This is a genomic window from Streptomyces sp. Mut1 (assembly GCF_030719295.1).
Taxonomy (GTDB): Bacteria; Actinomycetota; Actinomycetes; order Streptomycetales; family Streptomycetaceae; genus Streptomyces; species Streptomyces castrisilvae.
Genome location: NZ_CP120997.1, coordinates 2,709,023 through 2,722,022, shown reverse-complemented (window position 1 = coordinate 2,722,022; position 13,000 = coordinate 2,709,023). Strand labels below are relative to the sequence as shown.

Genomic DNA, 13,000 nt, shown 5'->3' with positions numbered 1-13,000 from the left:
CCCTCCGTATCCGGCCACCCGTTCGCGGCCTCGTACGGAGTAACGAACCGAATATCGGAGGGTCACGTCCGATATCCGACAAAATGCGGAACGGCCCGTACCGCTTCGAGGGGAAGCCGTGCGGGCCGCAGGTGGGGCGGGCAGGGTCAGAACTTCGGGTCCGGGGTCTGGGAGGCGACCAGTTCTTCCGCTTCTTCTGTCGTTTCCACCGACGGCGGGGAGCCCGCCAGGGGCTTGTTGGCGGTTTCCTTCATGCAGGCCACCGCGATCACGCCGACCAGGGCCGCGGCCATCGCGTAGTACGCCGGCATCAGGTTGCTGCCCGAGAGGCTGATCAGGGCCGTGATCACCAGCGGGGTCGTACCGCCGAACAGCGACGCGGAGAGGTTGTAGCCGACCGAGAGGGAGCCGTAGCGGACGTTCGTGGGGAACAGGGCCGGGAGGGCGGCGGACATCGTGCCGAGCATGCAGACCAGGGAGAGGCCCAGCATGAGCATGCCGATGATGATGGCCGGGATGCTGCCCTGGCGGATCAGGAGGAAGGCCGGGAGGGAGAAGATCAGGAAGCCCAGCATGCCGGTCATCAGCAGGGGTTTGCGGCCGAAGCGGTCGGAGAGCTTGCCGATCTGGTTGATGATCAGCATCAGGAAGACCATCACGCCGAGCAGGATGAGCAGACCGTGGGTCTCGCTGTAGCCGAGCTCGTCGGAGAGGTACGTCGGCATGTACGACAGCAGCATGTAGTCGGTGATGTTGTACGCGCCGACCAGGCAGATGCAGAGGATCAGCGTCGGCCAGTAGTCGCGGAAGATCTTGGCGAGGTCGCCCTTGGCCGTCGTCTCGACGCTGTCCGCCGCCTCCGTGGCGTGCGCGGTGCCGCCCTCCAGCTTCTGGAAGGCCGGGGTCTCGTCCAGGCGCAGTCGCAGGTAGAGGCCGACGAGGCCGAGGGGGCCCGCGACGAGGAAGGGGACGCGCCAGCCCCAGGACTCCATCTGGGCGTCGCTGAGCAGCGCGTAGAGCAGCGTGACCAGGCCGGCGGCGCCCACGTAGCCGGCGAGGGTGCCGAATTCGAGGAAGCTGCCGAAGAAGCCGCGCCGCTTGTCGGGGGCGTATTCGGCGATGAAGGTCGAGGCCCCGCCGTACTCGCCGCCCGTCGAGAAGCCCTGGAGCATGCGGAAGAAGATCAGCAGGACGGCCGCCCAGATGCCGATCGTCTGGTGCGAGGGGATGAGGCCGATCGCGAACGTGCCGATCGCCATCATGATCATGGTGAGGGCGAGGACCTTCTTGCGGCCGATCTTGTCGCCCATGGGCCCGAAGAACATGCCGCCGAGGGGGCGCACGAGGAAGGCGACCGCGAAGGTGGCGAAGGAGGAGAGGAGCTGGGTGGTGTCGTTCCCGGACGGGAAGAAGACATGGCCCAGGGTGGCGGCGAGGTAGGAGTAGATGCCGAAGTCGAACCACTCCATGGCATTACCGAGTGAAGCCGCCTTGACCGCGCGCTTGACCGCCTGGTCGTCCGTGATGGTGATGTCCGTGCGGCGCAGCTTGGGGTTCTGGCGCTTTCGGATGGCACGGAACAGGGCGGGGTGGCGTTTGACCGCTTCGGGGTCGGCCGACTGGTGGGGGTCGGAGGCCGCCATGGCCGGTTCCTTTCCTCGGCGAGTGTTTCAGGAAAGGCTTCTGCGCGGACATGGCGGTCGCAAACCGATTCGGCGAAGGATTGGGATGTCCATCACACGATTTCGGCCGTTCGGCCCAACGGTTCGGCTGGTGCCGGACCGCTCGGGGCCGCTCCGGGGGAACGGGCGGGTCTCAGATCTTGAGGTCCTTGATGATCTTGGCGACGTGGCCGGTGGCCTTCACGTTGTAGAAGGCGTGTTCGACCTTGCCGTCCTCGTCGACGACGACGGTGGAGCGGATGACGCCCGTCACCGTTTTGCCGTAGAGCTTCTTCTCGCCGAAGGCGCCGTACGCCTCCAGCGTCTCCTTGGCGGGGTCGCCCACCAGGGTGACCTTGAGGTTTTCCTTCTCGCGGAACTTGGCGAGCTTCTCCGGCTTGTCGGGGGAGACGCCGATGACGTCGTAGCCGGCGTCGGTGAGGAGGCCGAGGTTGTCGGTGAAGTCGCAGGCCTGCTTGGTGCAACCGGGGGTAAGTGCCGCGGGGTAGAAGTAGACGATGACCTTGCGGCCCTTGTGGTCCGCGAGCGAGACGTCGTTGCCGTCGGCGTCGGGGAGGGTGAAGGCGGGGGCGGTGTCGCCGGGCTTGAGGCGCTCGCTCATGGTTCTCCTCGTTGGTACGTGGGGTGTACGGGACCGAGGGTAGTAGGGGGTGCCGCCGGGTGCGGGGGCGGTGGAACTGACAGACTGTCGATGAAGGTTTACCGGACGAGGACCACGGAGGCGGCGCGGTGTCGGATGCCAGGACCCCTGCGCAGATCGAGGCGGACATCATCAGCAGGCGTGAGCAGCTTGCGGTGGTACTCGATGAGATCGGGGTGCGGGTGCACCCGAAGACGATCATCGGTGACGCGAAGGCGAAGGTGGCCGGGACCGTGGACCGGACGGCCGGGCGCGCGTACGTCGCGGTGAACCGGGCGGTGTCGGATGTGAAGGCGCAGTTCGTCACGGTGGAGGGCTCGCCCCGGCTGGAGCGGGTCATTCCGGTGGCGCTGCTGGCGGTCGGTGTGGTGGGCCTGGTCGTGGCTTCCGGGCGGCGCGGCAGGCGTTGAGGGGCCGTCGGGCCCGTTCGGCGGATCTTCGCGGGCCTGCCGGACGGGCCCCTCGCGCGCACGGCCGGGCGGTGGCCCGGTAGGTTGCGGGGCGTGAGCGAGAACACCGACGACAAGCTGCCCATCCGGATGCTGCACGATCGTGTGCTGGTCCGGTCCGAGTCGCCCGAGGGCGAGCGGCGTTCGGGCGGCGGCATTCTGATTCCCGCGACGGCCGCGGTGGGCCGCCGGCTGGGGTGGGCCGTGGTGGTCGCGGTGGGGCAGAACGTGCGGACGGTCGAGCCGGGTGACCGGGTGTTGTTCGACCCGGAGGACCGGGCGGAGGTCGAGGTGCGGGGCGTGGCGTACGTGCTGATGCGTGAGCGCGATCTGCACGCGGTGGCCGCGGACCGGTTCGAGGGTTCGGAGGATTCGACCGGGTTGTATCTGTAGCCCGCGCCGGTCCGCGCCGGTCCGCGCCGGTCCGCGTCGGTCCGCGCGGAGAGGCTCTGAGGGTCCGGTGACCGTTGTCACCGGGCCCTTTGCCTGTTTTTTGCTACGGTGGACGTACCCGACGAGACGCGCCGTACCGGGTTTCGCAAAGACGACGCACCCGTGTTGTTCGCGTGTTCTGTCTCGTCGGAGGTGCTGTCGTGGCGTGGGTTCTGCTGGTCGTCGCCGGTCTGCTGGAAGTGGGCTGGTCGATCGGGATGAAGTACACGGAGGGGTTCACCCGGTTGTGGCCGAGTGTGTTCACCGGCCTGGGGATCGTGGCGAGCATGCTGTTGCTGTCGCATGCGGCGCGGACTCTGCCGATCGGTACGGCGTACGGGGTGTGGGTCGGGATCGGTGCGGCGGGTGCGGCGGTGCTGGGGATGGTGGTGCTGCACGAGCCGGTGACGGCGGCCCGGATCTTCTTCGTCTGTCTGCTGCTGGTGGCCGTGGTGGGGCTGAAGGCCACGTCGGGGCACTGACGCCCTGGCGATCAGGGGCGGCCGGTGGGGGCCCTCGTGCCCTGGGGGCCTTCGAGGAAGCCGCCGGTCTCGCCGTTGCCGCCGCCCCCGTCGTCGTTCCCGCCGGTGTCTCCGCCGCCGTTGCCGCCCCCGTCCGCGCCGCCGGTTTCCGTACCGCCGTCCGTCGTGCCGCCGTTGCCGGTGCCTCCGGCGGGGGTGTCGGTGGTGCCGGGGGTGGTCTGCGGGGTGGACGGGGTGCTCGGCCGGGTGGTGGACGGGGAGCGGGTGGGGGAGTCGGAGGGGCGTCGGCCGGTCTCGCCGGGGGCGGTGTCCTCCGCGGTGGGCAGCGCGGTGTCGTCCGTGCCGCTCTCCAGGTCGAGGTCGAAGTCCTTGGCGGGGGTGGAGCGCAGGGCGGCTCCGGTGTACTGGGCCCAGGTCTCGGCGGGGGCGCCGCCGCCGTTGACGCGGGGGAGCCCGAGTGCGCCGTAGAGGGGTTTCTGCGCGCCGGTCTCCGGGTTCTGGCCCATGACGGCGATGACGGTGGCCAGGTCGGGGGTGTAGCCGGCGAACCAGGCGGCCTTGTCCTCCTCGGCGGTGCCGGTCTTGCCGGCGGCGGGGCGGCCGGCGGCCTGGGCGGCGGTGCCGGTGCCGCCGTCCACGACGCTGCGGAGGATCGAGGTGGTGGTGTCGGCGGCCTCGCGGCTGACGGCCTGTTTCACCGTGCGGCCGGGGAGTGTGACGCTCTCGCCGTTCTTGGTGATCTTGGTGACGAGGACGTGGTCGCCGTGTTTGCCGTGGTTGGCGAGGGTGGCGTAGGCGTCGGTCATGTCCAGGACGCTGGCGGTGGCGGGGCCGAGGGCGATGGAGGGGGAGGCGGTGAGGTCGGGGGTGTCCTTGGGGATGCCGAGTGCGATGGCGGTCTGCTTGACCTTCTCGGGGCCGACGTCCTCGGCCATCTGGGCGTAGACGGCGTTGACGGACTTGTCGGTGGCGGTGCGGACGGTGATGGGGCCGTAGTCGACGTCGTCCTCGTTGGCCGGGTCGTAGCCGGTGGGGCCGTCGGGGCCCTGGACCATGCGCTTGTTGGTGCCGTCGAAGATGGTCTCGGGGGTGATGCGGCGGCCGTCGCGGGTGGTGGAGTCGTTGGCGACGGCGGAGGTGAAGACGAACGGCTTGAAGGTGGAGCCGACCTGGTAGTCGCGGCGGGTCGCGTTGTTGACGTACTGCCGGGTGTAGTCGATGCCGCCGTAGAGGGCGACGACATGGCCGTTGGCGGGGTCGACGGACGCGCCGCCGACGCGGACGTTGCGGTCGGCGTCGCGGTCCTGGTCGGTGCGGGACATCACCTTGTCGTCCACGGCCTTGACCAGGGCGTCCTGGTTCTTCTTCTCCAGTGTGGTGGTGATGCGGTAGCCGCGGGTGGCGAGGGTCTTCTCGTCCAGGATGTCGCGGTCGACGAGGTAGTCCTCGACGGCTTGGACGATGTAGCCGCGCTGGCCGGAGAGGCTGTTGGCGGGCTTGACGGCGCCGGGGGTGGGGAAGGTCAGGCCGGCGCGTTCGCCGGCGCCGAGCCAGTCCTCCTTGACCATGCCGTCGAGCACGTAGTTCCAGCGGGCGACGGCCGCGGCCTTGTTCTCGGGGTGGGTGACGACGTCGTAGGCGCTGGGGGCGTTGAGCAGGGAGGCGAGGTAGGCGCCTTCGGCGGTGGTGACGTCGCCGACGTCCTTGCTGTAGTACGCCTGGGCCGCGGCCTGGATGCCGTAGGCGTTGCGGCCGAAGTAGCTGGTGTTGAGGTAGCCCTCGAAGATCTGGTCCTTGGACTGTTCGCGGTTGAGCTTGATCGCGATGAAGAATTCCTTGATCTTGCGGACGACGGTCTGTTCCTGGCCCAGGTAGTAGTTCTTGACGTACTGCTGGGTGATGGTCGATCCGCCCTGCTTGCCCTTGCCGGTGACGGTGTTCCAGCCGGCCCGGAACATCGCCTTGATGTCGACGGCGCGTTCGGAGTAGAAGTCGCGGTCCTCGGCGGCGAGGACCGCGTGCTGGACGGTGCGGGGGACCTGGGCGAGCTTGATGTTCTCCCGGTTGACGTCGCCGTCGCGGGCGATGACGCTGCCGTCCTTGTAGAGGTAGACGTTGGACTGGGCGGTCGCGCTGGCGTTGGCGGCGGGGATGTCCACGAGCTGGTAGCCGGCGATGAAGCCGCCGACCAGGATCAGGGCGATGAGCAGGGCGCCGCCGAGGACCATCCGCCAGGTGGGGACGAGCCGCCGCCAGCCGGTGCGCTTGGGGCGCTTGGCCTTCGGGGGCTTCTTCCCGCCGGTTCCGGCCGGTGCGCCCCGGCCTTCGGGGGCGGAGCCGGGGGCGGCAGCGTCGGCCGGCAGGTCCCTGGGGGCCCAGCCCCCGGGGTTGGAGTCCCCGTTCTGCTGCTGTGGCTCGTCGCTCATGTCGGTGCAGACTCCTCGGCCGCGGTCAGTTCCCCCATACTGCCCCCTTCTGTCGCATAAGCCTCGGAATAACCCTCGGATCGCCCGCCGAAAAGCGGTCGCGGCGCCCGGTCCGGCCGGACTAGGCTCTTGCGCTTTGGTGTCCACGCACGGTGCGGCACCCGTGAACGGGGGAGGCGGTTGCTGTGCGGGTCTACGCGGTGGTGGCGGCGGGTGGTTTCCGCCGCTATGCCACCTATCGGATCGAGACGGTCGCGGGGGTGTTCACCAACACCGTCTTCGGCTTCATCCTGGCTTACACGTACACCGCGTTGTGGGACGAGCGGCCCCGGCTGGGCGGGTACGACATGCCGCAGGCGCTCACGTTCGTCTGGCTGGGCCAGGCGCTGCTGATGACGTGCGTGATGATGGGCGGCGGTTTCGAGGACGAGCTGATCGAGCGCATCCGTACGGGCGACATCGCGGTCGACCTGTACCGGCCGGTCGACCTGCAAATGTGGTGGCTGGCGGGTGACTTGGGGCGGGCCGGTTTCCATCTGCTGGGGCGCGGGATCGTGCCGATGGTCCTCGGCGGGCTCGCTTTCGACCTGGCGCTTCCGTCGGAGGCCGGGACCTGGCTGGCGTTCCTCGTCGCGGTGACGCTGGGCGTGGTGGTGAGCTTCGCGATCCGCTATCTGGTGGCGCTGTCCGCCTTCTGGCTGATGGATGGCGCGGGTGCGGCGCAGATCGCGTTCCTGGCGGGGCTGTTCTTCTCCGGGATGCTGCTGCCGCTGACTCTGTTCCCCGGGCTGCTCGGCGAGGTGGCGCGGATGCTGCCGTGGTCGGCGCTGCTCCAGGTGCCGGCGGATGTGTTCCTCGGGAAGTACACGGGCTGGGGTCTGGTGCGGGTGTACGTGTTCCAGGCGTCCTGGGCCGCGGTGCTGCTGCTGGTGGGGCGGATGGTGCAGTCGGTGGCGACGCGGAGGGTGGTGGTCCAGGGTGGCTGAGGTGGTGGAGGGTGCCGTGACGCGGGCGCCCGAGGAGCTGTTCGTGCCGAAGCCGCGGCTCGTCGAGGGGGTGCGGGCGTACGGGCTGATCGTCGGGATGTGGCTGCGTTCCACGATGGCCTACCGGGCGTCGTTCCTGATGACGGCGTTCGGGAATTTCACGGCGACGGCGTTCGACTTCGTGACGATCGTGCTGATGTTCGGGCACGTCGACGCGCTGGGCGGTTACACGCTCCCGGAGATCGCCCTGCTGTACGGGGCCGCGGGGACGGCGTTCGGGCTGGCGGATCTGCTGATGGGGTCGATGGACCGGCTGGGCCGCCGGGTGCGTGACGGGACCCTGGACACGCTGCTGGTGCGGCCGGTGCCGGTGCTCGCGCAGGTGGCGGCGGACCGGTTCGCGCTGCGCAGGCTGGGGCGGATCACGCAGGGGCTGCTGGTTCTCGGTTACGGGCTGGTGGCCGCGGACATCGACTGGACCGTGGCGAAGGCGGCCGTGCTGCCGCTGATGGTGCTGAGCGGGTCGGTGATCTTCGGCGCGGTGTTCGTGGCGGGCGGGGCCTTCCAGTTCATCGCGCAGGACGCGTCGCAGGTGCAGAACTCCTTCACGTACGGGGGCAACACCCTGCTCCAGTACCCGCCGACGATCTTCGCGAAGGACCTGGTGCGCGGGGTGACGTTCGTCGTGCCGCTGGCCTTCGTGAACTGGCTGCCCGCGCTGTACGTCCTGGACCGGGACTATCCGCTGGGGCTGCCGCGCTGGGTGGCGTTCCTGCCGCCCGTGGTGGCGGCCGTGTGCGCGGCGGGGGCGGGGCTGGCGTGGCGGGCCGGGCTGCGGGCGTACCGGAGTACGGGAAGTTGACGAGGAACGGGCGAGAAGAGGCAGCGGGATGAGCACGGACACCGAGACGACCGCGGAGAAGGCCACCGGTAGGGCCTTCATCGAGCTGGACGGCCTGGAGAAGGTTTTCGACGTCCGTCGCAGGACGGGTTTTCTGCGCGCCGAGCGCCGTCAGGTGCGGGCGGTCGACGGGATCAGCTTCCGGGTGGAGCGTGGCGAGATGGTCGGCTACATCGGGCCGAACGGGGCCGGGAAGTCGACGACGATCAAGATGCTGACCGGAATCCTGACCCCGAGCGGGGGTTCGCTGCGGGTGGCGGGCATCGATCCGTCCCGGGAGCGTACGCGGCTGGCGCACCGGATCGGGGTGGTTTTCGGGCAGCGTACGACGCTGTGGTGGGACCTGCCGCTGCGCGATTCGTACCGGCTGATGCACCGGATGTACCGGGTGCCCGACGCCCGGTTCCGCGCCAATATGGAGCGGTGTGTCGAACTTCTGGATCTGGGTGAGCTGTTGGACGTACCCGTACGGCAGCTTTCGCTGGGGCAGCGGATGCGCGGTGACATCGCGGCGGCGCTGCTGCACGATCCGGAGGTGCTGTATCTGGACGAGCCGACGATCGGCCTGGACGTGGTGTCCAAGGCCAAGGTGCGGGAGTTCCTGCGGGACCTGAACGCGGAGCGCGGTACGACGGTGCTGCTGACGACTCATGACCTCACGGACATCGAGCAGTTGTGCCGGCGGGTGATGGTGATCGACCACGGTCGGCTGATGTATGACGGCGCGCTGGCCGGGCTGCACGAGGTGGGGGAGAGCGAGCGGACGCTCGTGGTCGATCTGGAGCGTGAACTGCCGCCGATCCGGCTGGAGTCGGAGCCGTCGGTGCGGACGGTGAAGGTGGAGGGGCCGCGGCAGTGGCTGGCGTTCCCCGCGTCGGCGTCGGCGGCGCCGCTGGTGGCGCGGATCGCCGCGGAGTACCCGATGGTGGACCTTTCGGTGCGGGAGCCGGACATCGAGGCGGTGATCGCGAAGATGTACGCGTCGGCCACCGGCCGGTAGATCGGTGACGTGAGCGTGCGCGTTCAATACTCTTCTCGGTATGACAAGCGAACTTCCGGATATGCGGGCCTCCGACGCCGAGCGTGAACGTATTGCCGAGATCCTGCGCGAGGCGGTGGCCGAGGGCCGGCTGGAGATGGAGGAGTTCGACCAGCGCCTCGACCGGGCGTACAAGGCCCGTACGCACGGGGAGCTGGAGCCGCTCGTCCGCGACCTTCCGGGGGTCGGTTCGCCGTCCTCGGCGCCGGCCGCCGTGCAGCCCCGGTCGGGTTCGGCGGCCCGTTGGTCGGAGCGGGTCGGCAAGCCGGCCACCTCGGGTGGTGCCTTCGCGTTCTGGGGCGGGTTCCGCCGCCGGGGCAACTGGACGGTCGGCAAGGTCTTCACCGCGTTCGCCATGTGGGGCGGCGGCGAGATCGATCTGCGCGAGGCGAATTTCGAGGACCGCGAGGTCGTCATCCGCTGCTTCACGATCATGGGCGGCATTCATGTGACGGTCCCGCCGGACCTCAACGTGGACGTCCGGGGCATCGGCATCATGGGCGGCTTCGGTGAGGACGCCAAGGACGACGCGGCCCCCGCGCCGGACGCGCCCCGGGTCCGGATCACCGGCTTCGCGCTGATGGGCGGTGTCGGTGTGGAGCACAAGCGCAGCAAGGCCGAGAAGCAGCGGCTGCGTGAGGCGGAGCGCGAGCGGGCCCGCCTGGAGAAGGGTGAGGGACGGGGCCGGCTGGAGAAGGGCGACGGGGGCGGCCGGTAGCGCGTACGCGCGGAGCGCCTGCCGTCGCCCGCCGTCCCCGGGGTCAGAGTGCGTCGGTCGTGGCCTTGGCCTTCAGCAGCGCGTCGGTGTCCACGAGTGCGCCCAGGTGTGCGTAGCCCGCGTCGTTCAGGTGCAGGTGGTCGCCCGCGTCGTAGGCGGGCCGCAGCCGCCGCGGGTGGTCCGGATCGCGCAGCGCGAGGTCGGAGTCGAGGACCTCGTCGAAGACGCCGCCCGCCCGGATCTCGGTGTTGACCCGCTCGCGCACCGCGTCCTGCGCGGGCGTCCAGGTGGCGTACCCCTGGTACGGCATGAGGGTCGCGCCGATGACCTTCATGCCGCGTGCGTGGGCCCGCTCGGTGAGGGTGCGCAGCGCGCCGGTGATCCGCATCGCGTCGGTCTCCTGCGGGAACGCCTGGATGTCGTTGACGCCGAGCGCGATGACGACGGTCTTCGCGCCCGCGATGCCGAGGACGTCGCGCTCGAAGCGGTCCAGGGCGCGGGGGCCGATGCCCTCGCGCAGCAGGCGGTTGCCGCCGATGCCCTGGTTGACCACCGCGTACCGGCCGCGCAGCCGGTCGGCGACGGTGTCCGGCCAGCGGGTGTTCGCGTCCGTGGTGGAGCCGGTACCCGCGGTGAGCGAGTCGCCGAACGCGACGAGCGTCGCGGTCGCGGCGCCGCCCCGCACGTCCACGGCGGTGAGGTAGCGCCACTGCGTGGTGCTCCAGGTGCCCCGCTCGTCCTCGGTGTAGGAGGTCTGGTGGCTGTTGGGGTGGGAGGTGACGGGGCCTTCGGCGGTCGGGGTGCGCAGCGTGACCACGAGGTCGGCGTCGGCGGAGACCGGGACGACGACGGCGTCGCTGACGGTCTGCCGGCCTGCCGCGACCGTGACGGAAGGGGCGCCGTCGAACGTCACGGGGCGGGTGTCCACGGTGACGTGGTCGATGAGCAGCGGCCGCGTACCGAACAGGTTGGACAGGGTGACGCGGGCCTGGGTGCCGCCGGCGCTGGTGTGTACGACGTTACGGATGGTGCGCCGGCTCTGGTCCCGGGCCTGGTCCGGGTCGCTCACCCCGACGACCGGGGCCGCCGCCCAGGTGGCGAGCCAGCTGCCGGAGGAGTGCGCGGGCGCGGCCGGGGTCCGGGCCACGCCCTGCGGGGCCGTGCTCGCCGCCGCCGTCGCCCGGGGCCCGGAGAACAGCAGGGAACCGGCGAACGCCACGGCGGCGGCGAGCGCGGCGGTGCCCGCCACTAGGGCTATGAGCAGGGCGTACCCCTGGCGCCTGGGCATGGGCGGTGTGTCTCCTTGCGGAAAAGAGGAAGAAGGGGGGATGGACCGGTTCCATGATGCGGCAGGGCGCGGGGAACTCGACGTGCGGCCCGGGAGTAGGTCAGGCAGGGACAATGCCTACGCGGCGCCGGGGGCGAAGCGCGGGCGGACGGGTGGAGCGGATGGAACGGATCGACGGTGCCGGGCGGACCGAGCGGGGCGAGCTGCCCCCGGGGCCCGGCGGACAGGTGCGGGGCGAGGGTGCCCGGGAGCGGCCCGCGGGCCTCGCCTCGTTCGCGTACACCGCCGCGGACGAGGAGAAGCGTCGTGGCGTACGCCGGATGAAGACCATGGCCACCGGCCTCCTTCTGCTGGTCGCGCTCGTGTACGTCCTCGCCACCTGGGCGAAGAACGAGGGGGTGAGCGGCTGGCCGGGCTTCGTCGCGGCGGCCGCCGAGGCGGGCATGGTGGGTGCGCTCGCCGACTGGTTCGCCGTCACGGCCCTCTTCAAGCGTCCGCTCGGTCTGCCGATTCCGCACACCGCCATCATTCCCACCAAGAAGGACCAGCTCGGGGCCTCGCTCGGTTCCTTCGTCGGCGAGAACTTTCTCTCCGGGGGCGTCGTACGTGACCGGATTCACTCGCTGGGCATCGGTGGCCGGGTCGGCGGGTGGCTCGCGGAGCCGGCCCACGCGGACCGGGTCACGGCCGAGCTGTCGACCGCGCTGCGCGGGGCGCTGACGGTCCTGCGGGACGCGGATGTGCAGGCCGTCGTCGGTGAGGCGATCACCCGGCGGGCGAACGCGGTGGAGATCGGCCCGGGACTCGGCAAGATGCTGGACAAGGTCGTCGCGGACGGCGGCCACCGCAAGCTCGTGGACCTGGTCTGCGCGCGGGCGCACGACTGGCTCGTCCAGCACGGCGACTCGGTGATGGACGCGGTGCAGGGCGGGGCGCCGGGCTGGACGCCCCGTTTCGTCGACAAGCGGGTCGGTGAGCGGGTCTACAAGGAGCTGCTGCGGTTCGTCACCGAGATGCGCGACATGCCGGGGCACCCGGCGCGCGGCTCGATCGACACGTTCCTGGCGGACTTCGCGGCCGATCTCCAGACCGACTCGGAGACCCGGGACCGGGTGGAGCGGCTGAAGTCGGAGATCCTGGGGCGTGGCGAGGTCCAGGACGTCATCGCCTCCGCCTGGGCGTCCGTGCGGGCGATGGTGATCGCGGCCGCGGAGGACGAGCAGAGCGAGCTGCGGCTGCGGGCCCGTGCGTCGCTGATGTCGCTGGGTGCCCGGCTGGCCACGGACGAGCGGCTCCAGGCGAAGCTGGAGGGCTGGCTGGAGGACGCGGCGGTGTACGTGGTGACGACGTACCGGGCGGAGATCACGTCGCTGATCAGCGACACGGTGGCCGGCTGGGACGCGGACCAGACCTCGCACAAGATCGAGGCCCATATCGGGCGTGACCTGCAGTTCATCCGGATCAACGGCACGGTGGTGGGTGCGCTGGCGGGCCTGGCGATCTACACGGTGTCGTGGGCGCTGTGGTGAGCGGGTCCCCCGGGGCGGTGGGCCGGGCGGTGGCCGGGGCCGCGGGGGACGGCCGTCTCAGGCGGACCGGCGGGTGACCGCCCAGGACGCCGCGGCCACGGTGCCCGCCGCGGTGAGGACGGCGGGCCAGGCGCCGACCTTCTTCGCGAGCGGGTGCGAGCCCGCGAACGCGGCCACATAGGCGGTGGTCAGGGCGGCGGCCGTGCGGGGGCCCGCCTGCCGGTTCCACTCGTACGCGGCCACGCCGCCCGCCGCCAGGAGCGCGACCCCGCCCAGCGGGCGCTTGCGGGTCCACCGCGCGACGGCGTATCCGCCGACCAGTCCGCCCGCCGCCACCGCCGCTGCCGGCACCTTCGCCATCGCAGCCACCTCCGCCTTCGTCACGTCATGGGGTGCGCGCCGGGCGCACAACCGGGTTCGGTCCGAGG

Annotated in this window: 13 protein-coding genes and 1 riboswitch; of the genes, 8 read left to right on the top strand and 5 right to left on the bottom strand. The window is 70.7% G+C overall.

Annotation, left to right across the window (positions count from 1 at the left end):
• Positions 1–146: 146 nt before the first annotated feature.
• Positions 147–1,643, bottom strand: a complete 1,497-nt coding sequence (proP, locus tag P8A18_RS11570; protein ID WP_306053915.1) for a glycine betaine/L-proline transporter ProP — start codon at positions 1,641–1,643, stop codon at positions 147–149.
• A 172-nt stretch (positions 1,644–1,815) separates the two neighbouring features.
• A complete protein-coding gene (bcp, locus tag P8A18_RS11565; protein WP_306053913.1) occupies positions 1,816–2,283 on the bottom strand; it encodes a thioredoxin-dependent thiol peroxidase in 468 nt (155 codons plus the stop codon).
• A gap of 128 nt (positions 2,284–2,411) precedes the next feature.
• On the opposite strand from bcp, the gene P8A18_RS11560 reads away from it, so the two are divergent.
• The 3 genes from P8A18_RS11560 (at position 2,412) to P8A18_RS11550 (ending at position 3,685) form a co-directional block, all read left to right on the top strand.
• Complete coding sequence (locus P8A18_RS11560; RefSeq protein WP_306053911.1) at positions 2,412–2,732, top strand: DUF3618 domain-containing protein; 321 nt, start codon at positions 2,412–2,414, stop codon at positions 2,730–2,732.
• 93 nt (positions 2,733–2,825) lie between these two features.
• Positions 2,826–3,164: a GroES family chaperonin gene (locus tag P8A18_RS11555; RefSeq protein WP_018555876.1), complete on the top strand. Its 339-nt coding sequence runs from the start codon at positions 2,826–2,828 to the stop codon at positions 3,162–3,164.
• Between the two features lie 99 nt (positions 3,165–3,263).
• Positions 3,264–3,325: riboswitch (guanidine-III (ykkC-III) riboswitch) on the top strand.
• Between the two features lie 39 nt (positions 3,326–3,364).
• Positions 3,365–3,685: a DMT family transporter gene (locus P8A18_RS11550; protein ID WP_136201942.1), complete on the top strand. Its 321-nt coding sequence runs from the start codon at positions 3,365–3,367 to the stop codon at positions 3,683–3,685.
• Between the two features lie 11 nt (positions 3,686–3,696).
• On the opposite strand, the gene P8A18_RS11545 is transcribed toward P8A18_RS11550, so the two are convergent.
• The gene (locus tag P8A18_RS11545; RefSeq protein WP_306053908.1) at positions 3,697–6,111 is read right to left on the bottom strand and encodes a transglycosylase domain-containing protein; all 2,415 of its coding nucleotides are present in this window, start codon (positions 6,109–6,111) and stop codon (positions 3,697–3,699) included.
• Positions 6,112–6,296: 185 nt separating this feature from the next.
• Between P8A18_RS11545 and P8A18_RS11540 the strand changes: the two genes are divergently transcribed.
• From P8A18_RS11540 to P8A18_RS11525, 4 genes are all read left to right on the top strand, one after another.
• Positions 6,297–7,097 (top strand): ABC transporter permease, encoded by an 801-nt coding sequence (locus P8A18_RS11540; RefSeq protein WP_306053906.1) that lies wholly within the window; start codon positions 6,297–6,299, stop codon positions 7,095–7,097.
• Positions 7,090–7,959: an ABC transporter permease gene (locus P8A18_RS11535; RefSeq protein ID WP_306053904.1), complete on the top strand. Its 870-nt coding sequence runs from the start codon at positions 7,090–7,092 to the stop codon at positions 7,957–7,959. Before P8A18_RS11540 ends, P8A18_RS11535 begins: the two co-directional genes overlap by 8 nt.
• Before the next feature lie 28 nt (positions 7,960–7,987).
• A complete protein-coding gene (locus tag P8A18_RS11530) occupies positions 7,988–8,998 on the top strand; it encodes an ABC transporter ATP-binding protein (RefSeq protein ID WP_306053902.1) in 1,011 nt (336 codons plus the stop codon).
• Between the two features lie 61 nt (positions 8,999–9,059).
• Positions 9,060–9,755, top strand: coding sequence for a DUF1707 SHOCT-like domain-containing protein (locus P8A18_RS11525; protein ID WP_306060837.1), 696 nt, complete (start codon positions 9,060–9,062; stop codon positions 9,753–9,755).
• Between the two features lie 43 nt (positions 9,756–9,798).
• On the opposite strand, the gene P8A18_RS11520 is transcribed toward P8A18_RS11525, so the two are convergent.
• Entirely contained in the window at positions 9,799–11,043 is a 1,245-nt protein-coding gene (locus P8A18_RS11520; RefSeq protein ID WP_306053900.1) for an SGNH/GDSL hydrolase family protein, read from the bottom strand.
• Between the two features lie 320 nt (positions 11,044–11,363).
• Between P8A18_RS11520 and P8A18_RS11515 the strand changes: the two genes are divergently transcribed.
• On the top strand, positions 11,364–12,572 hold the full coding sequence (locus tag P8A18_RS11515) for a DUF445 domain-containing protein (protein ID WP_371933769.1): 1,209 nt from the start codon (positions 11,364–11,366) through the stop codon (positions 12,570–12,572).
• A 57-nt stretch (positions 12,573–12,629) separates the two neighbouring features.
• Here the strand turns inward: P8A18_RS11515 and P8A18_RS11510 are convergent, their stop codons facing one another.
• Positions 12,630–12,932, bottom strand: coding sequence for a hypothetical protein (locus tag P8A18_RS11510; protein WP_306053896.1), 303 nt, complete (start codon positions 12,930–12,932; stop codon positions 12,630–12,632).
• Between the last annotated feature and the right edge of the window lie 68 nt (positions 12,933–13,000).